18 protein-coding genes are annotated in these 22,695 nt (G+C 72.7%); 8 read left to right on the top strand and 10 right to left on the bottom strand.

Going from position 1 to position 22,695, the window contains the following annotated elements; genetic code table 11:
- Positions 1 to 17: 17 nt before the first annotated feature.
- Positions 18 to 1,295, bottom strand: coding sequence for an MFS transporter (locus J3P36_RS06965; protein WP_210506466.1), 1,278 nt, complete (start codon positions 1,293 to 1,295; stop codon positions 18 to 20).
- Between the two features lie 122 nt (positions 1,296 to 1,417).
- Positions 1,418 to 2,251, bottom strand: a complete 834-nt coding sequence (locus J3P36_RS06960; RefSeq protein ID WP_210506465.1) for an RDD family protein — start codon at positions 2,249 to 2,251, stop codon at positions 1,418 to 1,420.
- Between the two features lie 15 nt (positions 2,252 to 2,266).
- Here J3P36_RS06960 and J3P36_RS06955 point away from each other — a divergent pair, with 15 nt between their 5' ends.
- Positions 2,267 to 3,262, top strand: coding sequence for a stage II sporulation protein M (locus J3P36_RS06955; protein WP_210506464.1), 996 nt, complete (start codon positions 2,267 to 2,269; stop codon positions 3,260 to 3,262).
- 103 nt (positions 3,263 to 3,365) lie between these two features.
- On the opposite strand, the gene J3P36_RS06950 is transcribed toward J3P36_RS06955, so the two are convergent.
- From J3P36_RS06950 to J3P36_RS06930, 5 genes are all read right to left on the bottom strand, one after another.
- Positions 3,366 to 4,691 (bottom strand): DUF58 domain-containing protein, encoded by a 1,326-nt coding sequence (locus J3P36_RS06950; RefSeq protein ID WP_210506711.1) that lies wholly within the window; start codon positions 4,689 to 4,691, stop codon positions 3,366 to 3,368.
- Between the two features lie 127 nt (positions 4,692 to 4,818).
- Positions 4,819 to 5,766, bottom strand: coding sequence for a MoxR family ATPase (locus J3P36_RS06945; RefSeq protein WP_210506463.1), 948 nt, complete (start codon positions 5,764 to 5,766; stop codon positions 4,819 to 4,821).
- Positions 5,763 to 7,070: a DUF4350 domain-containing protein gene (locus J3P36_RS06940; RefSeq protein WP_307806977.1), complete on the bottom strand. Its 1,308-nt coding sequence runs from the start codon at positions 7,068 to 7,070 to the stop codon at positions 5,763 to 5,765. The genes J3P36_RS06945 and J3P36_RS06940 overlap by 4 nt, the downstream gene beginning before the upstream one ends.
- Complete coding sequence (locus J3P36_RS06935; protein ID WP_210506462.1) at positions 7,067 to 7,717, bottom strand: DUF4129 domain-containing protein; 651 nt, start codon at positions 7,715 to 7,717, stop codon at positions 7,067 to 7,069. Before J3P36_RS06935 ends, J3P36_RS06940 begins: the two co-directional genes overlap by 4 nt.
- The gene (locus J3P36_RS06930; RefSeq protein WP_210506461.1) at positions 7,714 to 8,847 is read right to left on the bottom strand and encodes a hypothetical protein; all 1,134 of its coding nucleotides are present in this window, start codon (positions 8,845 to 8,847) and stop codon (positions 7,714 to 7,716) included. The genes J3P36_RS06935 and J3P36_RS06930 overlap by 4 nt, the downstream gene beginning before the upstream one ends.
- Positions 8,848 to 8,962: 115 nt before the next feature.
- Between J3P36_RS06930 and mtrA the strand changes: the two genes are divergently transcribed.
- The 7 genes from mtrA (at position 8,963) to manA (ending at position 19,309) form a co-directional block, all read left to right on the top strand.
- Positions 8,963 to 9,658, top strand: a complete 696-nt coding sequence (gene mtrA / locus J3P36_RS06925) for an MtrAB system response regulator MtrA (protein WP_210506460.1) — start codon at positions 8,963 to 8,965, stop codon at positions 9,656 to 9,658.
- Between the two features lie 3 nt (positions 9,659 to 9,661).
- Entirely contained in the window at positions 9,662 to 11,296 is a 1,635-nt protein-coding gene (mtrB, locus tag J3P36_RS06920) for an MtrAB system histidine kinase MtrB (protein WP_307806976.1), read from the top strand.
- Positions 11,293 to 12,975: an LpqB family beta-propeller domain-containing protein gene (locus J3P36_RS06915; protein ID WP_210506459.1), complete on the top strand. Its 1,683-nt coding sequence runs from the start codon at positions 11,293 to 11,295 to the stop codon at positions 12,973 to 12,975. The genes mtrB and J3P36_RS06915 overlap by 4 nt, the downstream gene beginning before the upstream one ends.
- Before the next feature lie 85 nt (positions 12,976 to 13,060).
- Positions 13,061 to 13,756 carry a ComF family protein gene (locus J3P36_RS06910; RefSeq protein ID WP_210506458.1) on the top strand — a complete coding sequence of 232 codons (696 nt, stop codon included), beginning with the start codon at positions 13,061 to 13,063 and terminating at the stop codon, positions 13,754 to 13,756.
- Positions 13,757 to 13,892: 136 nt separating this feature from the next.
- Positions 13,893 to 14,624: a ribosome hibernation-promoting factor, HPF/YfiA family gene (gene hpf, locus J3P36_RS06905; protein ID WP_210506457.1), complete on the top strand. Its 732-nt coding sequence runs from the start codon at positions 13,893 to 13,895 to the stop codon at positions 14,622 to 14,624.
- Between the two features lie 183 nt (positions 14,625 to 14,807).
- Positions 14,808 to 17,696, top strand: a complete 2,889-nt coding sequence (secA, locus tag J3P36_RS06900; protein WP_210506456.1) for a preprotein translocase subunit SecA — start codon at positions 14,808 to 14,810, stop codon at positions 17,694 to 17,696.
- Between the two features lie 380 nt (positions 17,697 to 18,076).
- Positions 18,077 to 19,309, top strand: coding sequence for a mannose-6-phosphate isomerase, class I (manA, locus tag J3P36_RS06895; protein WP_210506455.1), 1,233 nt, complete (start codon positions 18,077 to 18,079; stop codon positions 19,307 to 19,309).
- A 29-nt stretch (positions 19,310 to 19,338) separates the two neighbouring features.
- Here the strand turns inward: manA and J3P36_RS06890 are convergent, their stop codons facing one another.
- The 3 genes from J3P36_RS06890 to J3P36_RS06880 form a co-directional block, all read right to left on the bottom strand.
- Complete coding sequence (locus tag J3P36_RS06890; RefSeq protein WP_210506454.1) at positions 19,339 to 20,526, bottom strand: MFS transporter; 1,188 nt, start codon at positions 20,524 to 20,526, stop codon at positions 19,339 to 19,341.
- A 47-nt stretch (positions 20,527 to 20,573) separates the two neighbouring features.
- The gene (locus J3P36_RS06885) at positions 20,574 to 21,665 is read right to left on the bottom strand and encodes a LacI family DNA-binding transcriptional regulator (RefSeq protein ID WP_210506453.1); all 1,092 of its coding nucleotides are present in this window, start codon (positions 21,663 to 21,665) and stop codon (positions 20,574 to 20,576) included.
- A gap of 134 nt (positions 21,666 to 21,799) precedes the next feature.
- Positions 21,800 to 22,666 carry a PfkB family carbohydrate kinase gene (locus tag J3P36_RS06880; RefSeq protein WP_210506452.1) on the bottom strand — a complete coding sequence of 289 codons (867 nt, stop codon included), beginning with the start codon at positions 22,664 to 22,666 and terminating at the stop codon, positions 21,800 to 21,802.
- Positions 22,667 to 22,695 lie beyond the last annotated feature (29 nt).

The following is a 22,695-nucleotide window of genomic DNA, read 5'->3' as shown; positions in this document are numbered from 1 at the left end:
GCGGGGTAGGGGCGCGCTCAGCGGGACGCGGCGAGCTCCGCGTCGATCCGCAGCTTCACGCCCCAGCGGGCCGACGGGCAGCGGCCGAGGCGCACGCGGTGCGAGGACAGGAACCATGCGACGCCCACCGCGGCGGCCGCGAAGCCGGAGAGGGCGCCGACGCCGAGCGCCCAGCGCGGGCCGTAGAGCCCGGCGACCCAGCCGACGACCGGAGCGCCGATCAGGGTGGTGCCGGCGAAGACCGCCATGTACAGCGACATCACGCGGCCGCGCATGGACGGCGTGGTCGTCGTCTGCACGTAGGAGTTCGCAGTCGTCGTCATGATCATCGAGGCGAGCCCGATCGGCACGAGCGAGATCGCGAACGTCACGTAGTTCGGCATGAGCGCCGCGACAACGCAGAAGAGCCCGAACGCGGCGGCGGCGAGCACGATGTAGCGGAGGCGGGGCAGGTTCCGGTTCGCCGCACGGAGGGCCCCGATCACCGAGCCGATCGCGAGGACGGACGACAGGAGACCGAACTCCCCGGCCCCCTTGCCGAACTCGATGCGCGCCATCGTGCTGGTGAAGATCGGGAAGTTCAACCCGAACGTCCCGATCAGGAACACCATCGCGAGGATCGCCAGGATGTCGGGACGGCCCTTCACGTAGCGGAGTCCCTCCCGCAGCCCGCCGTGACCGCGCTCGGCGCGGGCGACCGGCTGCAGCTCCTGGCGCCGCAACGCGGCCAGGGCGAGCAGCACCGCGGCGAACGTGACGGCATTGAGGATGAACACCCATCCGGAGCCGATCGCGGCGGTCGTGACACCGGCCACCGCGGGGCCGACGAGGCGGGCGGAGTTGAAGGACGCCGCGTTGAGCGCGACCGCGTTCGGCAGGTCGGAGGCGGGCACGAGCTCGGCGACGAACGTCTGGCGGGCGGGGTTGTCGACCGCGGTGACGATGCCGAGCAGGAGCGCGAAGCCGTACACCATCCACAGCTGCGCGGTGCCGGACAGCACGAGCGCGCCCAGTCCGAGCGCGAGCAGCGCCTGCGCGGCCTGCGTCACCGCGAGCACGTGCCGCCCGGGGAAGCGGTCGACGAGCAGTCCCGCGAACGGGCCGATCACGAGCATCGGGCCGAACTGGAGCGCCATCGTGACGCCGACCGCCAGCGGATCCTGAGCCGTGAGCTCGACGAGGACGATCCAGTCCTGCGCGGTGCGCTGCATCCAGGCGCCGATGTTCGACACCAGCGCGCCGAGGAACCACAGGCGGTAGTTCAGCCAGCGGAGGGAGCGGAAGGTCGCGGTCACGAGTCGGCCGGCTCCTGCTCGTCGCCGGGATCCGTTCCGTTCACCATCTCGTTGACGTTAAGTCATTAGCCCGACTAATGATTCCCGCTCAGCGTCTCCACGCCCCCGCCCTGGGGCGGGGCTTACCCGTCCCGGGACGGGAAGCCGTGGGGCAGGCCCGTGAGCACCGGGTCGAGGCGGGCCAGGCGCTCCTGCTCGAGGACGTGGGCGCGGTACTCGCGGTCGCGGCGGAGCGCGGCGACCCCGGCGAGGAAGTACTCCGGGTCGGCGTTCTCGGGCAGCGGCGACACGTACGGCGCCGCCTCGGCCGCCAGCTCGGCCGCCAGGCGCTGACGGGCGACGGGCGTCATCCGGTTCGCCTGCTTGAGGAACGCGGCCACCCGGCGGCTGAGGCGGTCGGGCAGGCGCCCGACGTCCGCGGTCCGCGCCCAGGCCTCCAGCGCCTCCGGCACGCCGAACACGGGCTCGATCACCCGCGGCACGCGCTCGTGCTGCGAGTAGGTGCCGGCGAGAAGGTCGCCGAGCCGCTTCGCGCGCGGGTTGAGGAGACCGACGAGGGCGGCGAGACCGCCCGCGGTGAGGTAGATCTCGAGGACGCCGGTGAGCGCCCGGATGAAGGCGTGCCGGAAGCCGATGGCCCCGCCGTCGTCGCGGACGATCCGCGCGCCGATCGCCAGCTTGCCGAGGGAGCGCCCGCGCGTGACGGTCTCGACCACGACCGGGACGAGCACGGTGACCGTCACGAGCATCCCGATCGTGAGCGCCGCGAACAGGGCGCTGTCGACGAGGTCGCCGAACGCGAAGGAGAACCCGAGCACGAAGGCGAACATCACCGCGATGGCGACGAGGAAGTCGATGGCGGCGCCCGCGGCCCGCAGGATGAAGCTGGCCGGCCGGACGTCCAGCGCCACGGCCTCGCCGACGATCAGCTCGTCGTCGGGGCCAACATCCGCCATGCCATCATCGTAGGCGTGGACCTCGACGCCTACACCGCCGCCCACCGCGAGGAGTGGGATCGGCTGGAGGAGCTCGGGCGGAAGCCGCGGCTGAGCGGCGCGGAGGCGGACGAGCTCATCGAGCGGTACCAGACGGCGGCGAGCCACCTGTCGGCGATCAAGACGACGGCGGGCTCGACGGTGGTCGGCGACCGGCTGTCGGTGATCCTGTCCCGCGCCCGGCTCCGATTCACGGGCGCCGGGGCGAACCTGCTGCGCCAGCTCCCGCTGTTCTTCGGCGCGCAGCTGCCGGCGGCGCTGTACCGCATCCGCTGGATCACGCTCGCCGTCGCGCTCGCGACGGTCGTCATCGGCATGCTCTACGGCGTCTGGGTGGCGCAGGACCCGCGCGTGCTCGCGAACCTCGGCGCGGACGAGGACCTGCGGCGGTACGTCGAGGACGAGTTCGTCGACTACTACAAGGAGAACCCGGCGGCGTCGTTCGCCGGTCAGGTCTGGACGAACAACGCGTGGATCGCCGCGCAGTGCGTCGCCTTCGGCATCACCGGGGTGTGGGTGCCGTACGTCGTCTTCTCGAACGCGCAGAACGTCGGCATCGCGGGCGGCGTCATGTTCGCCTACGACCGTGGCGACGTGTTCTTCGAGTACATCCTTCCCCACGGCATACTCGAGCTGACGGCGGTGTTCGTCGCGGCCGCGGCGGGCCTGCGCATCTTCTGGGCCTGGATCGCGCCAGGCCCGCGGACGCGCGGCCAGGCGCTCGCGGAGGACGGCCGCGCACTGTTCACGGTCGCCGTCGGACTCGTGCTCGTGCTGTTCGTGTCGGGCATCATCGAGGGCTTCGTCACGCCGTCGCCGCTGCCGTGGTGGCTGAAGATGACGATCGGCGGCGCCGCGCTCGCCGCCTTCCTCGCCTACATGCTCGTCCTCGGCCGCCGTGCGGTGCGGGCAGGGGAGACGGGCGACCTCGGTGCCTTCGAGGCGGGGGCCCGCCGGATCGTCGCGGGCTGAGACCGCCGCGGCAGGCGGCCCTCGCAACCGAACGACCGTCTTGCAACCGCGTGCCGTTGCAAGACGGTCGTGCTGTTGCAGCCGCCAGGGCGCGTCGGTCAGGTCAGAGGCGGCCCGCAGCCTTCAGGGCGAGGTAGCGGTCCGCGAGGGCGGGCGGCAGGTCGGCCGGTGCGCCCGTGACCACGTCGGCGCCGAGGCGGCGGATCGCGGCCGCGACCCGCTCGGTGTCGAGGAGCGCGCGCTCGGCGGCCGCCGCCCGGTAGACGGCGTCGCGGGTGCGGCGGTCGAGGGTCGCGGCGAGCACGCCGGGATCGGTGACGGACGCGACCACGACGACGTGCTGCCGGGTGAGCTGGGGGAGGACGGACAGCAGCCCGCGGGAGGAGCCGCTCGCATCGATCGAGGTGAGCAGCACCACGAGTGACCGCTGCGACGTCAGGGCACGGACCTGCGCGGGCACGGCGGTCCAGTCCGTCTCGATGAGATCCGGCTCGAGCGGCGCCATCGCGTCCACCATCCGGGACAGCAGCTCCGGCCCGGTCGAGCCGTGCAAGCGGGCGCGGATGCGACGGTCGTAGGCGAGCAGGTCGACGCGGTCGCCGGCGCGCGTGGCGAGGGCGGCGAGCAGCAGGGACGCCTCGAAGCCCGTGTCGAGCCGCGGCTCGTCGTCGACACGGGCGGCGGAGGTGCGTCCCGTGTCGAGCACGACGACGACGCGGCGGTCGCGCTCCGGACGCCAGGTGCGCACCATCACCTGCTGGCCGGCCGGGCTGCCGCCGCGACGGGCGGTGGCGCGCCAGTCGATGGAGCGCACGTCGTCGCCGCGGACGTACTCGCGGAGGGAGTCGAACTCGGTGCCCTGGCCGCGCACCATCACGCTCGTCCGGCCGTCGAGCTCGCGGAGGCGGGCGAGGCGGGACGGGAGGTGCCGCCGGGCGTGGAAGGGCGGCAGAACGCAGAGAGAGCCCGGCGCGTTGAGGGTCGCCTGGCGTGCCCACAGCCCGAGAGGACCGACGGATCGGATGGTGACCTGCTCGGTGCGGCGCTCGCCCCGGCGGAACGGGGTCAGGTCGATGTCGGCGGCCCGCCGCTCTCCGGGCGGCACCGTGAGGCGCAGCCGGCTGGCCGCCGCGCCGGCGGACGGCTGCCACGCGTCGCGCACGAGCGCGCGCAGCGTCCGGCTGCCCGTGTTGGTGACGAACAGCCGGGCACGGGCGGTCTCGCCGAGGCGTATGCGCGCGGGCACGTCGCGGGCCAGGAGGACCGAGCGGGGCGACGCGGCCGCGGCGAGGTCGGCGACTCCGAGCACGACGGCGAGCAGCAGCCAGCCGAGCAGGGCCCACCCGCCCGCCTCGGTGGCGAGGCTGAGCAGGAGCACGGGCACGACGCCCGCCAGCACGAGCAGCACGAACCGCCCGGTGACGGCCATCAGGCGGCCCCGCATCCGGTCGAGGCGCAACAGATCAAGGAGACACACCCGCCACTGCGCGACCGCATGCGGATCTGGGCCCCTCCAGGCCCGGATCTCCTCGATTCGTTACGCACGGGCCCGCGCATCAGATCGGGACCTGGACCTGGGCGAGGATCGAGCGGAGGATCGCGTCGACCGACACGCCCTCGAGCTCGGCCTCCGGGCGGAGCTGGATGCGGTGGCGCAGGACGGGCAGCGCCATGTCCTGGATGTGGTCCGGCGTGACGCTGTCGAAGCCCTGCAGCCACGCCCACGCCTTCGCGGCGGCGAGCAGCGCGGTCGAACCGCGGGGGGAGACGCCGAGTTTCACCGAGGGGGAGGTGCGGGTCGCGCGGGCGAGGTCGACCGTGTAGCCGATCACGTCCTCCGCGGCGCCCACCCGAGCGACCGCCGCCTGCGCCTGCGCGAGCTCGTCCGCTCCGAGCACGGCGCGCACGCCGGCGGCCGCGAGGTCGCGCGGGTTGAAGCCGGCCGCGTGGCGGCGCAGCACCTCGAACTCGGTCTCGCGCGGCGGGACGTCGAGCACGAGCTTCAGCAGGAAGCGGTCGAGCTGCGCCTCCGGCAGCGTGTAGGTGCCCTCGTACTCGATCGGGTTCATCGTCGCCGCCACGAGGAACGGCGCGGGCAGCGGGCGGGTCTGCCCGTCCACCGAGACCTGGCGCTCCTCCATCGCCTCGAGCAGCGACGACTGCGTCTTCGGCGGCGTCCGGTTGATCTCGTCGGCGAGCAGGATGTTCGTGAACACCGGCCCCTCGCGGAACACGAACTCGCCGCCCTCGAAGATCATCGAACCGGTGACGTCGCCCGGCATGAGGTCGGGCGTGAACTGCACGCGCTTCGTGTCGAGCTGCAGCGTGTGGCTGAGCGTGCGCACGAGCAGGGTCTTCGCGACGCCGGGCACGCCCTCGAGCAGCACGTGGCCCCGGGCGAGCAGCGCGACGATGAGGCCCGTCACGGCGCCGTCCTGCCCGACCACCGCCTTGCCGACCTCGGTGCGGACATCGCGGAGCCTCTGGCGGAGCTCGTCGGTCATCGGTTCTCTCCTTGCGCGGGACGGCCGTGCGAGGGACGGCCGTGCGGGGCGGGGCCGCCGTGCGGGGCGGACGTGCGGGGGTCGGTGGCGGCGGCGACGTCGCGCTCGAGGCGCAGCAGGGCGTCGCTGTCGCGGACGAGGTCGGCGTCGGTGGCGGGGTCGGCATCGAGCAGGATGCGGCGCACCTCGTCCTCGCGGCGCCCGAGGGCGCGCGCCGCGGTGTGCACCACCTCGTCGACGGTCGCCGTGCGGGACAGCCCGAGCGAGGACGCGATGCGCCCGATCGCGCCGACCCGGAGCGCGTCGAGGGCCCGGCGCCGCGCGGACGAGCGCTGGTAGAGGCGGGCGCGCCCCTCCATCGTCTCGCCGGAGGGGACGACGACGGGCAGGTTCTCGACGACGAGCGGACCGAGCCGGCGACCGCGCCACACGGCCGCCGCGACGAAGACCGCGAGGAGCAGCAGGAGCACCGGCGTCACCCACTCGGGAGTGAGGTCGGCGAGGCTCGGCGCGTCCTCGCCCACGGGGAGGTCGAGCAGGCCCGGCAGGTACCAGACGAGCTCGCCGGTCGCGCCGAGCAGGTTGAGGGCGAGGGCGGCGTTGCCCGCCTGGAGGATGTGCTCGTTGTCGAAGGGCGCCGCGGCGGGCAGCACGGTGACCGTCGCGCCCTCCGTCTCGACCTGGGCGAGCAGGAAGCCGCCATCCCCGGCGGGGTAGCACCAGATCCCGCCGTCGTCGCCAGCCTTCGCGGGCTGGACGGCCGCGCTCCCCGGCGTGATCGCGCCCGCGCGCTCGGCGGCGGGCAGCGCGCATTCGGGGTCGACGGCGGCCTCGCTCGCGGGGACGCCCGCGAACGCGACGGACGGCGCCAGGCCCTCGAGGAGGTCGGCCGTGGGCTCGACGAGCACGATGCGGTCGGCGAGGTCGCCGAGCTGCGCGATGCGGTCGGGGTCGAGGAAGAAGCCGGTGTCGTAGACGAGGAGGGTCGTGTCCGCGGGGTCTCCGGCCGCGCGGCGGGCCTCGGCGAAGGACTCGGCCGCCGTCACCTCGACGCCCTGCTGGCGGAGGACCTCGGCGAGGGCCATCGCCCCGGGCGGGCCGGGATTGTCGGATGCGAACGGCTCTCCGGCGCGCACGCCGCCCGAGATGAGCGTCCAGACGACCGCGACGAGCAGCACGGCGGCGCCGAGGACGATCCAGAAGCGGGTGCTGCGCAGCCACTGCCGCACGGTGGGCGTGGCGGCGCTCGCCCTCGTTCCGGCGGAATCGGCCTCGGCCGGCGCGCTCGGGATCCTCGTCGTCACGAGGCGACCAGCCCGGCCGGACGCGCGGTGCGCAGCTCGCGCTCGAGCTCGGCCACGCGGCGGTACTGCTCCTCGGTGCCGGCGCGGCCCAGGTAGCGGACCGCATCGAAGTCGGCGGCGACCGCGGCGAGCTGCTCGGCGTGGCCCGGGAAGGGCCGGGCCGCCTCGCGGGCGAAGCCGCGGGCGGTCATGCCGGGATAGAGGTCGAGGAGGGTGCGCTCCGCCATGCCCCGCGCGAGGGCGCGGAAGAGCTCCTGGATGGCCGTCGTGAAGTCGCCGGCGGAGGCGGCGCGCTCGGCGGAGGAGCGCAGCTCGGCCGCCACGCGCGTGTCGTCCTCGCCGAAGAGCGCGTCTCCGGCCCGGCTGCGGCGGTTGAGCGCCGGGCGGCCGAAGACGAGGAACGCGCCGACGAGCAGGGCGGCGACGATCAGGACCACGATCACGAGGGCGACGGCTCCCGAGCCGGAGGTCGCGCCGGCGAGCAGGTCGTTGATCCAGTCGATGATCGCCTGCGACACGAGATCGAACCACGTGGGCCGGGCCTCCTGGTACACCGGCTTGCCGAGCTCGTCGAGCAGCCAGCGACGGCCCTCGTCGCCGTCGGGCTCGACCGGGACCTTGGCGGCGAGCAGCGGAACCGGCGTCACGCCGCTCCGGGGGCGAACGGGTCCGCCCCCGGAACGCCGCTCTCGACGTGGCGCTGCAGCACGAGGTCGAGGCCCTCCTTGCGCATGCGCAGGTCGAGGTAGATCAGCGCGACGAGCGAGGAGACCACGAACGCGCTCACCGCGCCGCCGAGGATCGACACGACCACCGTGAGCACCTGCACGAGCACGGCGACCGCGATGCCGCTGCCCGTGCCGTTGGGATCGATGAGCACGGCGCCGAACTGCAGCAGCGAGATCGGCGTGGTGATGATCTGGATGGCGACCGACAGCATGACCGTGACGAGTGCCTGGGCGCCGAAGGTCCGCCAGAAGAAGCCGTCCGTGAGGCGCCAGGAGCGGGCGATCGCACCCCGCAGGGTCGACTGCTCGAGCACGAGGATGCTCGGCACGATCGACAGCTTCGTGAAGACCCAGACGCCGGCGACGATCGCGCCGAGGCCGAGCAGGATCGCCACCGTGACGGCGACGCCGATGCCGACCGGACCCAGCGCGACGCCGAGCAGGACGACGCCGGCGAGGACCGCGACCACGACGATGAGCGCGAGCCCGAGCAGCAGCGTCCACCCGACGAGGCGGCCGAGGCGCGGCTTCACGCGCGGCCACACGCCCTTCACGGTCGGCTTCTCGCCGAGCGTCGCCCGCGCCGCCGCGTCGACGACGATGCCCTGCAGGAGGGCGGAGACGACGTAGCTGAGCACGAGGAGGGCGAGCCCGCCGAGCACGGAGCCGACGACCGCGCCGGCCACGAGGGGCTGCTGGTCGGGGTCGTCGAAGTCGGTGATGCGGCCGAAGCCCGCGAACACGATGGCGGCGACGATGCCGCCGCCGACGAGAAGCACGCCGAACTGGAGCAGGAAGGACAGGCCGAGGATGCCGGCGCCGCGGCGCAGCATCGTGAACGGCGCCGTCAGCAGCGTGCCGAATCCGAGCGGGCGCAGCGGGATGATGCCCGGCTTCGGCGGTGGGGCCCAGCCGACGGGACCGCCCGGCACCTCGTAGAGGGAGGGAGCGGGGGAGGGCGTCGCGCCCGCGGGCGCGTACTCGCCGTAGCGCGGCCGTTCCGGCCCGCCGCTCGGGGACTGCCAGTCCGAGCTGCCCGTATCGGTCACCCTCCAATCGTGGCACAGCGGCGGCGGGCGATGCCGTCCCCGTTCGGGGCCGAGCTGGCGCCCGCCTGTGGGCATCGGTCGACGGGTGCCCCGCGCGGAATACACTGTGGGCACCATGACCGACACGCCAGCCGGCACCCCGCGGATCCTCGTAGTCGACGACGACACGGCACTCGCGGAGATGATCGGCATCGTCCTGCGCACCGAGGGCCTCGAGCCCACCTTCTGCGCGGACGGGGGAGAGGCCCTCGGCGCCTTCCGGGAGAGCCGTCCCGACCTCGTGCTGCTCGACCTCATGCTGCCGACGCTCGACGGCATCCAGGTCTGCGAGCAGATCCGCGCCGAGTCCGGCACGCCCATCATCATGCTGACCGCGAAGTCGGACACCGCCGACGTCGTGAAGGGCCTCGAGTCGGGCGCGGACGACTACGTCGTGAAGCCGTTCAACCCCAAGGAGCTCGTCGCCCGCATCCGGGCACGCCTCCGGCCGAGCGCCGGCGACAACGGCCTGCTGCAGATCGGCGACCTCACGGTCGACGCCGCCGGGCACGAGGTGCGCCGCGGCACCGACCGCATCAACCTCACCCCGCTCGAGTTCGACCTGCTGCTGACCCTCGCGAGCAAGCCGCAGCAGGTGTTCACGCGCGAGATGCTGCTCGAACAGGTGTGGGGCTACCACTACAAGGCGGACACCCGCCTCGTGAACGTGCACGTGCAGCGACTGCGGGCGAAGGTCGAGGAGGACCCGGAGAACCCCCGCATCGTCACCACCGTCCGGGGCGTCGGCTACCGGGCGGGCACCTCCGGCTGAGCCGTGACCAGCCCGCGGCCGGCGGCGGCCGACCTCCGCCAGATCCCCTTCGGCATCCGCCTCGCGGGCCTCACGCGCGCGCCGCGGACCGCCTACGAGGCGGTCGTCCGCGCCTTCCGCCGCTCGCTGGAGGTGCGGATCGTCGCGATCACGCTGCTGCTGTCGGCGTTCGCGATGCTCGGCACGGGCACCTACATGACCTACACGATCGGCAACGGGCTGTTCGACGCCCGCGTCGAGCAGGTGACGGAGCAGTCGGCACGGGCCACCGAGCTCGCCCAGTCCACCTTCGACACGACCACCGCGGCCGACGACAGCGCGCTCGGCCTGGTGCAGCTGTCGGTGATCGACCGCATCGGGTCGATCGCCACCTCGTACTCGGGCATCGCGTTCCTCCGCGCCACCGACACCGAGACGAACTTCGCGCTCCCCGACGTCGTCCGCGGCAACGCCGACACCTACGTCAGCGACGAGCTGCGGCAGCGCGTGTCCTCCGGGCAGGAGGACCAGTACTGGCAGTCGGTGAGCATCAACGGCGACAGCGGCGACGGCCGTCCGGGCGTCGTGGTCGGCTCCGCGGTCGACGTGCCGGGGGCGGGCGCCTACGAGCTGTACCTCCTCTACGACCTGTCGGAGGTGCAGCAGACGCTCACCTTCGTCCAGGGCACGATGGCGTTCGGCGGCATGGCGCTCATCCTGCTGATCGGCGCCGTCACCTGGATCGTCGTCCAGCTCGTCATCGCGCCGGTCCGGATCGCCGCCGAGACGAGCAGCAAGCTCGCGGCCGGGCACCTGGAGGAGCGGATCCCGGAGCGGGGCGAGGACGTCATCGCGACCCTCGCGCACTCCTTCAACGAGATGGCGGACAGCCTGCAGCACCAGATCACCGAGCTCGCGGGACTGTCGCGCGTGCAGCAGCGCTTCGTGTCCGACGTGTCCCACGAGCTGCGCACGCCGCTCACGACGATCCGCCTCGCGGGCGACGTGCTCTACGACCAGCGCGAGAAGTTCGAGCCCACCACCGCCCGCACCGCCGAGCTGCTGCACACCCAGGTCGAGCGGTTCGAGTCGCTGCTCACCGACCTCCTCGAGATCAGCCGCTACGACGCCCGCGCGGTCGAGATCGAGCGCGAGCCGGTCAACCTCGTCAAGCTCGCCGAGGATGCCATGGGCGGCATGGAGTCTCTCGCCGAGCGCAAGGGCACCGAGCTGCGCCTCGTCGCGCCTGGCGGGCACTTCGAGGCGGAGCTCGATGCGCGCCGCATCCGCCGCATCGTCCGCAACCTGCTCGCCAACGCGATCGAGCACGGCGAGGGCAAGCCGATCGAGGTGATCGTCGACAGCAACGAGACCGCGGTGGCGCTCGCCGTCCGCGACCACGGCGTCGGGATGAGCACCGCCGACGCGTCCCGGGTGTTCGACCGCTTCTGGCGCGCCGACCCCTCCCGCAAGCGCACAACGGGCGGCACCGGCCTCGGCCTCGCCATCTCGCTCGAGGACGCCGCGCTCCACGGCGGCACCATCGACGTCTGGTCGGCGCCCGGCCAGGGCTCGTCGTTCCGGCTCACCCTGCCGCGCCGCCCCGGCGTGCCCATCGCGTCGTCGCCGCTGCCCCTGCCGCCGGAGGACGCCGCATGAGAACCCCGCGCCTGCTGCGCGCCGCGGTCGCCGCGGTCGCCGCCCTCGTGCTCGCGGGCTGCGCCACCATCCCCTCGAGCGGCCCCGTCCGCGAGGGGAACCCCGTCGAGCGCGGCGAGGACCTGGGCTTCGCGTTCCGCCCGCAGGGGCCGGAGGAGGGCGACACCCCCTCGGAGATCCTCGCCGGCTTCATCGCGGCCGGCGCCGGACCCCAGGACAACTATCAGGTGGCGCGCGAGTTCCTCACGCGCGACCTCGCCACCGAGTGGAACCCCGCGGCCGGCGTGCTCATCCACGGCCGGGCGACGTCGACGCTCGCCGACAGCGACGCGTCGCTGCGCCTCCTCGTGCCCGCGACCGCGAGCGTCGACGGCAGCGGCCGCTACACCGAGTTCGCGGACGCGGAGTCGATGGAGCTGCAGTTCCGGTTCGCCGAGGAGGGCGGCGAGTGGCGCATCAGCCAGGCGCCCGACGGCACCGTGCTCGCCCGCGCGATCTTCGACCGGCTCTTCTCGGAGCGCCCCCTCTACTTCTTCGACCCGACCTTCACCTACCTCGTCCCGGATCTCCGCTTCTTCCCGTCGACCGCGGACGCGCCCACGCGCATCGTCGAGGCCCTGCTGGCAGGACCGGCTGCGCCCCTCACTCCGCCGGTGCTCGCCACCGCATTCCCGGAGGGCACACGCCTCGAGCGCCAGTCGGTGACGCCGACCGACGGGCAGGCCACCGTCGAGCTCAACGACGAGGTCGTGCAGGCGGACGACGTCACGAAGCAGCGGATGCAGTTCCAGCTGGGGCGCAGCCTCGTCGGCGGCTCCATCCTCTCGGTGCGGATCAACGTGGACGGCACCGACCTCGACATCCCGGACCTGACGGGCGGCACCGCGCCGATCGTGCAGCCGCTCATCAACCCGAGCGCGCTCGTGGGCCGCGACGGTGCCTTCGGCTTCCTCACCGGCGGCGACCTCGAGCCGCTCGAGGGCCTGAGCGACGCGGTGGCCGGGCTCGCTCCCTCGGCGGCCGTGTACTCGGCGGAGACCGAGCTCGTCGCGGTGCTCGCCGGCGACGGGACGGTCGCCGCGGTGCGGTCGGGCGAGGATCCGGTGACGGTGGACACTCGCCCCGGGCTGATCGCGCCGGCCCTCGACGAGGCGGGGTTCGTCTGGACCGTGCCGCGCGGCAATCCTGCCGCGCTCCTCGCGACGCCGCCGGGCGGCGACCCGGTCCCCGTCGCGTCCGGCTGGCCGGCGGGATCCACCGTCCTCTCGATGGCGGTCTCGCGCGACTCGACCCGCCTGCTCACGCTCCTCGGGACCGCCGCCGGTCCCGTCCTGCGCGTCTACGGCATCGTCCGCGAGGACGGGGTGCCCGTGCGGCTCTCCGAGGCCTGGTTCGACCTGATCGCGCCGACCGGCGCGACGACGGCGACGTGGGTGAGCGACACGACGGTCGCCTCTCTGGGCACGGGCATCGACGGCACCCCCGCCGTCGGCCTGCAGGACGTCGGCGGCCCCGTCCTCGACACGGTCGCCCCGGTCGCGGACGCCGTCGCGCTCGTCGGCGGCAACGGGCAGAGCGGGCTGCGGGTGCTCACCTCCGACGGGGACGTCCGCGTCCTGCGCGGCACGGCGTGGCAGACGACCGCCAGCGACGTGACGTACCTCGCGACCCAGCAGTAGCCCTCCCCAATCCGGAGAGTTCGCCGCCGTCCGCCGATCCCGCGAACGGTGCGGCCGGGAGCGGTCGGGGAAGCAGGGTGGCCGGGTGCTCGCCTCCCTCCGCGCGGCGCTCGCCGACGCCCTCGCGCTCGTCCTCCCGGTGGCGTGCGCCGGCTGCGGCGCTCCCGACCGTGCGGTGTGCGCCGCGTGCGAGCGCGCGCTGGCCGGTGAGGTCGTCGTGCAGCGCCTGGCCGGAGGAATGCGGGTGTGGAGCGCCGCCGCGTACGACGGACCCGTGGCGCGGGTGATCGCCGCGTTCAAGGACTCCGGCGCCACGGGCGCCGCCCCGGTGCTCGCCAGAGCGCTCCGCCGGGCTCTTGCAGTCGCGGCCGCCGACCTGGCGCCCGTCGCGGACCGGCGGCTGCTCCTCGTCCCCGTCCCGAGCGCGCCGGCGAGCACGCGACGCCGCGGCTACCTCCCGCTCGCCGTGCTCGCTCGGGCCGCCCGGCTGCCGCTCGCCCGCGCCCTCCGGCATGTGCGGGCGGTGCGCGACCAGGCGGGACTGGCCGCCGCCGCCCGGGCCGTCAACCTGGCCGGAGCGATGGCCGCGGACCGCTCCGTGGCGGGCCGCGAGGTGGTGCTCCTCGACGACGTGGTGACCACGGGAGCGACCCTCGAGGAGGCGGCGCGAGCGGTGCGGGAGGCCGGCGGACGGGTGCTCGGAGCGGTCACGCTGGCCGCGACGCCTCTGCAGAGAGCACCCCATCCGTCAAGCCCCGCCCCCATCCCGTCTGAATCGTGACACGAGCGAACGGGAGGTTTAAGGTCAGTGAACACAGGCGTTCCAGATCGCCCGCCCTCGGCGCGACGCGAACAGAACCGACCGGGCCGGGGGCAGATCCATCGAGGGCGACGCGCCTCGATCCCGGGAGGTCAGCATGGACATCACCGTCATCGGACGCAATTGCGGAATCACGGATCGGTTCCGCGCTCACGTGGACGAGAAGGCCGAGAAGCTCGGTCCGTTCGTCGACGATGCCGCGATGTTCGAGGTGCGGCTCTGCCGCCACCACGAGAAGACGAACGGCAATGCCGGTGACGATCGAGTCGAGCTGACGATCATCGGCCGGGGGCCGATCATCCGCGCGGAGGCAGGTGCGCCGGACAAGTACGCGGCGTTCGAGCTGGCGTTCGACAAGCTGATGGAACGCCTGCGCCGGGCGCGGGACAAGCGGAAGGTGCATCGAGGGCAACATCGTCCACCGACCGTCCGCGCCGTGGACCACCAGGACTTCCGCCTCGCGGACGTGGTCCCCGCCGACGCCGAGACGCTGCGGAGGATCGACCCGAAGACCGGGTCGATCAGCATCGTGCCGGACGGCGCCGCGCCCGCCGCGAGCACGAACGACGACGAGCCGCTCGGCTACGACGGCTACTCGCCGGTCGTCATCCGGCGGAAGACCTTCTCCTCCACGCCCATGACGGTCGACGACGCCCTCTACTACATGGAGCTCGTCGGTCACGACTTCTACCTCTTCATCGACTCCGAGACCGGCCGCCCGAGCGTCGTCTACCGCCGCAAGGGCTGGGACTACGGGGTCATCGGACTCGACGAGCACGCCGAGGAGGTGCAGGAGGCGGTCACGACCGCCCGGGCGCTGCGGCACTGAACGGGTGGCGGGGAGTCCGTCCGGGCTCCCCGCCCCTCTCCGCCGCTCTCGGAGCGCCACCGGCGGGTGCCGTTCCGGGTTCCCGCCGACCACCGCGCCTCCCGGGTAACAGCGGGATAACGTTGCTACCATGGGCGGCTGCGCGGCGGCATCGCCGTGCGCCGAATGCAGGGAGACGACTCGGTGGTATCCGTACTGGAGAAGGTGCTCCGCGTCGGCGAGGGCCGCATCCTCCGCCGGCTCGAGAATTACGCGCGGCAGGTCAACGAGCTCGAGGACGACTTCACCCACCTCACCGACGAGGAGCTGAAGAACGAGACGACGGTGCTGCGCGAGCGGTACTCGAACGGCGAGTCGCTCGACGACCTCCTGCCGGAGGCGTTCGCGGCCGTCCGCGAGGCATCGAAGCGCACGCTGGGCCTCCGTCACTTCGACGTGCAGCTGATGGGCGGTGCGGCGCTCCACCTCGGCAACATCGCCGAGATGAAGACCGGTGAGGGCAAGACCCTCGTCGCGACGCTGCCCGCGTACCTCAACGCGATCACGTCGCGCGGGGTGCACGTCGTCACGGTCAACGACTACCTCGCGAGCTACCAGTCCGAGCTGATGGGCCGCGTCTACCGGGCCCTCGGCATGACGACCGGCGTGATCCTCGCGGGCCAGACCCCCGCCGAGCGCCGCGAGCAGTACGCCGCCGACATCACGTACGGCACGAACAACGAGTTCGGCTTCGACTACCTGCGCGACAACATGGCGTGGCAGCCCCAGGACCTCGTGCAGCGCGGCCACTACTTCGCGATCGTCGACGAGGTCGACTCGATCCTCATCGACGAGGCCCGCACGCCGCTCATCATCTCCGGCCAGGCGTCCGGTGAGGCGAACCGCTGGTTCACCGAGTTCGCGAACATCGCGAAGCGACTCGTCGCGGGCGAGGACTACGAGGTCGACGAGAAGAAGCGCACCGTCGGCGTCCTCGAGCCCGGCATCGAGAAGGTCGAGGACTACCTCGGCATCGACAACCTGTACGAGTCGGCCAACACCCCGCTCATCTCGTTCCTCAACAACGCCATCAAGGCGCGCGCCCTGTTCAAGAAGGACAAGGACTACGTCGTCATGAACGGCGAGGTGCTCATCGTCGACGAGCACACCGGCCGCATCCTGATGGGCCGCCGCTACAACGAGGGCATCCACCAGGCGATCGAGGCGAAGGAGGGCGTGGAGGTCAAGGCCGAGAACCAGACCTTCGCCACCGTGACGCTGCAGAACTACTTCCGCCTCTATACGAAGCTGTCCGGCATGACCGGCACCGCCGAGACCGAGGCGGCCGAGTTCATGTCGACCTACAAGCTCGGCGTCGTCCCCATCCCGACGAACCGGCCGATGCAGCGCATCGACCAGTCCGACCTCGTCTACAAGAACGAGCAGGCCAAGTTCGAGCAGGTCGTCGAGGACATCGCTCGCCGGCACCAGAGCGGCCAGCCCGTCCTCGTCGGCACGACGAGCGTCGAGAAGAGCGAGTACCTCTCCCGCCTGCTCGCGAAGAAGGGCATCAAGCACGAGGTCCTCAACGCGAAGAACCACGCGCGCGAGGCCGCCATCGTCGCCCAGGCGGGCCGCCTCGGCTCCGTGACCGTCGCCACCAACATGGCGGGCCGCGGCACCGACATCATGCTCGGCGGCAACGCCGAGTTCCTCGCCGTCGCCGAGATGCACACGCAGGGCCTGTCGCCGGTCGACACCCCCGACGAGTACGAGGCCGCCTGGGAGGGCGTCTTCAACCGCGTCAAGGAGGAGGTCGCCGCCGAGGCCGAGAAGGTCGTCGCCGCGGGTGGCCTCTACGTGCTCGGCACCGAGCGGCACGAGTCGCGCCGCATCGACAACCAGCTCCGCGGTCGCTCCGGCCGTCAGGGCGACCCGGGGGAGAGCCGCTTCTACCTGTCGCTCACCGACGACCTGATGCGCCTGTTCAACTCGGGCGCCGCCGAGGCGATCATGGGCCGCAACGGCGTCCCCGACGACCTCGCCATCGAGTCGAAGGTCGTCAGCCGCGCCATCCGCTCCGCCCAGTCGCAGGTCGAGGCCCGCAACGCCGAGATCCGCAAGAACGTCCTCAAGTACGACGATGTCCTGAACCGCCAGCGCGAGGCGATCTACGCCGACCGCCGCCGCATCCTCGAGGGCGGCGACCTGCACGAGCGCACGCAGGCCTTCCTCGAGACGGTGATCGAGGAGGTCATCGACTCGCACACCGGTGAGGGCGCGAGCGAGGACTGGGACTTCGACGCCCTGTGGGCGGAGCTGAAGACGCTCTACCCGATCTCGATCACGATCGACGAGGTGCTCGCCGAGGCCGGCTCGAAGGGCCGCATCAGCCGGGACTTCATCCGCCGCGAGATCATGTCCGACGCGAAGCTCGCCTACGAGCGCCGCGAGACCCAGCTGGGCGCGGCGGCCATGCGCGAGCTGGAGCGCCGAGTCGTGCTCTCGGTGATCGACCGCCGCTGGCGCGACCACCTGTACGAGATGGACTACCTGAAGGACGGCATCGGCCTGCGCGCCATGGCGCAGCGCGACCCGCTCGTCGAGTACCAGCGCGAGGGCTTCGCCCTGTTCCAGACGATGATGGGGCAGATCCGCGAGGAGACGGTCGGCTACCTGTTCAACCTCGAGGTCGAGGTCACGTCGGCCCCCACCGGTGTCATCGCGCCGACGGTGGCGGCGAAGGGCCTCGGCGGCACGCCGGCTCCTGCGCAGAACCTCAGCTACTCCGCGCCGAGCGACGCGGGCGGTGTCGAGGTCCGCAACCAGCGCGGTCAGATCGAGCGCGCGGCGACGGCGAAGGCGCAGCAGAAGGAGGCCGAGCAGCAGCAGACGCTGAGCCCCACCGGCGGGCGCTTCGGCCAGCAGCCGCCCGCGCCGGCCCCGGGCAACCGCCCGGCCCCGCAGCGCGCCGGCACCCCGCAGCCGCGCCAGGCGGCTCCGCGCGGCTCGTTCGGCCAGTCGAACGCCGCGCCGGCGGCCCCGCCCGTCAACCGGGCCTCCCGCCGCGCCTCGGAGAAGAAGAAGGGCTGAAGCGCCCTCGATCGCGACCGGCCCCCGCCAGCCCCGCTGGACGGGGGCCGTTCCGTTTCCGTGGTGCCAGGCCGAAACGGCTGATCCCGGCACTACACGTAGACGGCTCCATCTCCGGCCCGGCCCGTTCCCGGCCTGCGGCGAGGGGCGGGGTATCCGCGAGACGGAAGTGTGTAGCGCCTCGCGGTCCGGCGCCTGCTGCTGGAGGCGTCCGGCATACGCACTGGCACCGGCCCGCGGCCGACTCCGAGATCGAGAGGGAAGTCGCGTCCTGCGCGCGAGCGAGCTGCCCAGGGGCGGTGAGACGACCTGTGGGCGCTCAGGCCCGAGGGACTCTGCCGGGCCGTTGGTAGCGTGGAGCGACAGGAGAGGAAGTCCCGTTGTTCGTCGAGATCGCCAACAGTTCGCGTCAATACACGTGGGGATCGCCGACGGCGATCGCGGAGATCCTCGGGCGCGAGCCCGAGCTAGAGCGGGAGGCGGAACTGTGGTTCGGCGCGCACCCCATCTCGCCGAGTCGCATCAGGGACTCCTCGATGACCGGCGGGTGCGAGACCCTCGACGAGTGGATCGCCGCCGATCCCGAGACCACCCTGGGGCCGCATCGAAGGGCGGACCGACTGCCCTTCCTGCTCAAGCTGCTCGCTGCCGACGAGCCGCTCTCGCTGCAGGCCCATCCGTCCATCGAGCAGGCGCGGGACGGGTATGCGCGCGAGGACGCCGCCGGCATCCCGCTGCAGGCCCCGAACCGCACCTACAAGGACGAGCTCCACAAGCCGGAACTGGTCGTCGCGCTGAGCGAGACCTTCGAGGCGCTCGCCGGATTCCAGAACCTCGACCGGACCCGAGCGATCCTCGTCGAGCTCCGCAGCCGCGCGGCGAACGAGGAGGACGCGGCCCTCCTCGACGATCTGGGAGGACGGCTCGCGGGCGAGCCGGACGCCGTGCTCCGCGACGTTGTGGGGTGGGCGCTGAGCGGTGCCGATGACGTGGCGCGCACCCTTTCGGCGCTCCAGGCGGCCGCCCAGCCTTCGGCGGCCACCTCCTTCCCGAGGGAGACGGCCACTCTCGCGGAGCTGGCCGAACGGCACCCCGGAGACCCCGGCGCACTGGTGGCCCTGCTCATGCACCGGGTCTCCCTAGCCCGCGGAGAGGCGCTCTACCTGCCGTCGGGCAACATCCACTCGTATCAGCGGGGCCTCGCCGTCGAGATCATGTCGGCCTCCGACAACGTCCTCCGCGGTGGGCTCACGGACAAGCACGTCGACGCGGAGGAGCTGCGGGAGGTCTTGATCTTCCGCCCGCTCCCGGCCCCGCGAATCGAGCCGCTCGACGAGGGACGGGGCGTCGAGGTCTTCCGGCCCGATGTGCCCGATTTCGTCCTCGCCCGTGTGACGCCGGCATCGCCCACCGCGGCGGAAGCCGGACACGCCGCGGTGCGCTGGACCCCGCCAGGCGCTGCGATCGTGCTGGCGCTCGGCGGACCCGCGGAGGTGGTGGGCGAGCGCACCCGGACGGAGCTCGCGGCCGGTGCATCGGTGTTCGTGACGCCCGACGAGGGACGCCTCACCTTCACCGGTACCGGCACGCTGTTCGTCGCGTCGGGGAACTGACCCGGCGACGCGCCGGCGCCGGCCGTCTGTCAGCCCTCCTCCGGCGCGCCGTGCGCGGTCTTCGTCTGCTCGCGGGCGGCGGATGAACCGAACCACGCCGCGACGACGACGGCCAGGACGACGAGAAGGGCGAGGCGGAGCGTGACGTGCCCGCCGAGGAAGCCGAGCAGTGGCGGACCCACGAGGAACGCCATGTAGCCGGCGGTCGCGACCTTGCCGACGCGGGCCGCCGCGCCCTCCTCCGGTCCGTCGGCGGCGGCCGAGACGCTCAGTGGGAAGCCGAGCGACGATCCCAGTCCCCACAGCACCGCGGCGACGGCCGCGAGGGCTGGTGAGGGCAGCACGGCGACGACGCCGATGCCGGTCGCGGCGGCGATGATGCTGGCCCGGACGATCGCAACGCGGCCGAACCGGGTGATGAGTGGGCCTCCGCAGAGGCGCCCGACCGTCATGGACAGTGCGAAGAGGGCATACACGAAGGCCCCCTCGGCCGCGGAGGTGCCGAACCCGTCGACGAGGATGAGCGGAAGCCAGTCGTTCGCAGCTCCCTCGGCGAGGGCCATCGCCAGCACGATGCCGCCGAGCGCCAGGAGCCGCGAATCCCGTGTTCCGACCCGGACGCCGAAAGGCCCTCTCTTGGGCGCCACGACGAGGAGCCGTCGTCGAGGGGAGCAGACGTCCGCTCGCCCCGTGCCGGGCGGGATGTTGAGCGCCGCCCACACCAGGCATGTGATGACGAGCAGGGCGACGGCACCGAGATGGGCGCCGATGGGAACAGAGAAAGCATTGAGGGACGTTCCGGCGACGGCACCCATGAAGGTGCCGAGACTGTAGCCGCCGTGCGACAGCGGCAGCAGCGGGCGTCCGCCGAGTGCGGCCTCGATCGCACTGCCCTCCACATTGAGACCCACCTCCGCGAAGCCGCCGCCGGCCCCGAGGAGAGCGAGCCCGCCGAAGACGGCGATGGGAGCGGCGGCGACCGCGCCGAGAAGCACCCCCAGCAGTCCCAGCACCGTGGCCGAAGCCCCGAGGCTGACGACCGTCCTCCCGCCAAACAGGGCGACAGCGGGGCTCGAGGCGAGAACGCCGGCCATTGCGCCGACCGAGAGGCCGAAGAGCAGCAGGCCCATCTGCCCAGGAGACGCGCCGAGGACGTCTCGGATGGTCGGCGTCCTCGTCACCCACGACGCCCCGGCGATGCCCGGGAGGAAGAACATCAGGAACAACGCAACCCGCCAGCGCCGTACGGTCGCCGCGCTCAGGGTCACGAGGCAGAGCCTGGACGACCCCCCGACCCCTCGGACGTCGCCGACTCGCCCCCGGATGACTCCCGGACGATCAGTCGTGTGGGCAGGTTCACGTGTTCCGCAGGACCGTCCCACCCCTCGAGGCGGCGAAGCAGGAGCGCCCCGGCCCGCCGGCCGATCTCCGCGACCGGCTGAGCCACTGTGGTGATGGTCGGGCGGACCGCCGTCGCGAGATCGAAGTCGTCGAACCCGACGAGGGACAACTCCTCGGGGATCCGCAGACCCAGTTCGCCGGCGGCGCGCAGCACGCCGAGCGTCATGAGGTTGTCTGCGGCGAAGACCGCGGAAGGAGGATCCCGTCGGTCGAGGAGGGCGAGGGCAGCCCGGTAGCCGCCGTCGCGGGATGGCTGAGCGACGCTCTGCAGGTCCGGGTCGTGCACAAAGCCCCGCGCTGAGAGGGCGTCCCGGTAGCCCTGGAGTCGGTCCTGGGACGACGCGATCTCCAGCACGTCGCTCACGAAGCCCACGCGTCGATGTCCTCGATCCAGCAAGTGCTCGACTCCGGCGCGCGCACCTCCCCGGTTGTCCACCGTGACCGTGTCCGCAGCGAGCCCAGGGATGGCGCGGTCCACGATGACCAGGGGGATGCCCGCCGCGGCGAGCCGGGTGAGGTGTGAGCGGTCGTGACCGGGAACCGGGGCGACCACCAACGCCGACACCAGGTTCGCCTGAAGCGTGTCCACGATCTTCTGCTCGCGGTCGAGTCGCTCGTCCGAGCTCGAGACGGTCAGCGTGTAGCCGGCCTCCTCGACCGCGTCGCCGAGGGCACGTGCGACGGTGGCGAAGAACGGATTCTCCAGATCGCCGGGGAGGAAGCCGACGTAGTTCGCGTGTCCACGACGCAGCGCCTGAGCGATGGGGTTGGTCCGGTAGCCCAGCTGATCCGCGGCGAGGGAGACTTTCCGGATCGTCGCCGCGCTCACCGAGCCGTACCTGTTCAGGGCGCGGGCGGCGGTCGCGGGGGAGACGCCCGCGAGCACGGCGACCTCGCGGATCGTCGCCGAGGAGCGGCGGCCGTCCCGCGCTTCGGGGTGATGGCCCGCCGGCATCCCCGCATGCTTCTCATTGGACACGGGCCACCACCCTGAGCCCCGTGGCGGCGCTGCCGGACGTTGTGGTCCCCGGGGCAAGGTGTCGTGCTCCGACCGGCGCCGAAATCATGGGAGACGGTTCCAAATCTGGACTACTCGGCGCCGCCGACAAGCGCGGGGGAGATCCCCACCGCCACCGCCTGATCGTGCAGCCACTGCGGGGACGGATTGAGGGTCTGCTCCCACCCGCCGAAGTGAAGGCAGGTGCGAGACGCCGCGCCCGTAGCCTCCGCCATCGCGGCCCTGACAGGGGCCCCGGAGACGATCGCGCCGGTGAACGCCGCGATGAAGCTGTCGCCGGCCCCACAGGTGTCCACCGGGTCGATCCGCTGTGCGGCGTGCCGGACCATCTCCACCCCGTCCCATGCAATCGATCCGTGCTCGCCCCTCATGATGACGGCGAGAGCGGCGCCGGCGGCGAGGAGGCGTTCGGCGAGGGCCTCTGCCTCGGCGGCGTCGCTCCCGGAGACGGAGGCGAAGGCGACGGCGACGCCCGCAATGCCGGTGGTGACGTGGTAGGTCGACAGGTCGACGCTCACGCGCGCGCCGGCGGAGACCAGCCGCTCGACGAGTCGGGCCTCCGGTGCCGTCCCCTGCAGGTGGACCCAGTCCGCTCTCGCCACCTCGGCGAGCTCACGCTCGTCCAGTCGGAGATCGAGCCCGACGCCGAACTCCTCGTGGAGCAGCTTCCGGTCGCCGTCGGCGAGGTCGATGAACGTCACGCCGGTGGCCCCCGGCAGTCGCCGGACGTGCTCGGGGCCCAGACCGGCCTGCGCAACCCCGGCGAGCAGCAGCTCGGCAGCAGGGTCCGTTCCCACGGCGCCGATGTACCGAGCCGGCCGACCGGCGGCGCGCCAGTCGGCGGCCACGTTGAGGGCGTTGCCACCGATCGCGTAGTTCCCCTGTCGCAGATAGACGTCCAGGCAGTTGTCGCCCACGGCGATGAGGTGTGCGGTCACGGCGCCTCCTTGCGGTCTGCCGGCGGACG

This window comes from Naasia sp. SYSU D00057 (genome assembly GCF_017916505.1).
Lineage (GTDB): Bacteria > Actinomycetota > Actinomycetes > Actinomycetales > Microbacteriaceae > Naasia.
Note: the sequence above shows the minus strand (reverse complement) of the source record. Positions and strands in the feature narration are given on the sequence as shown.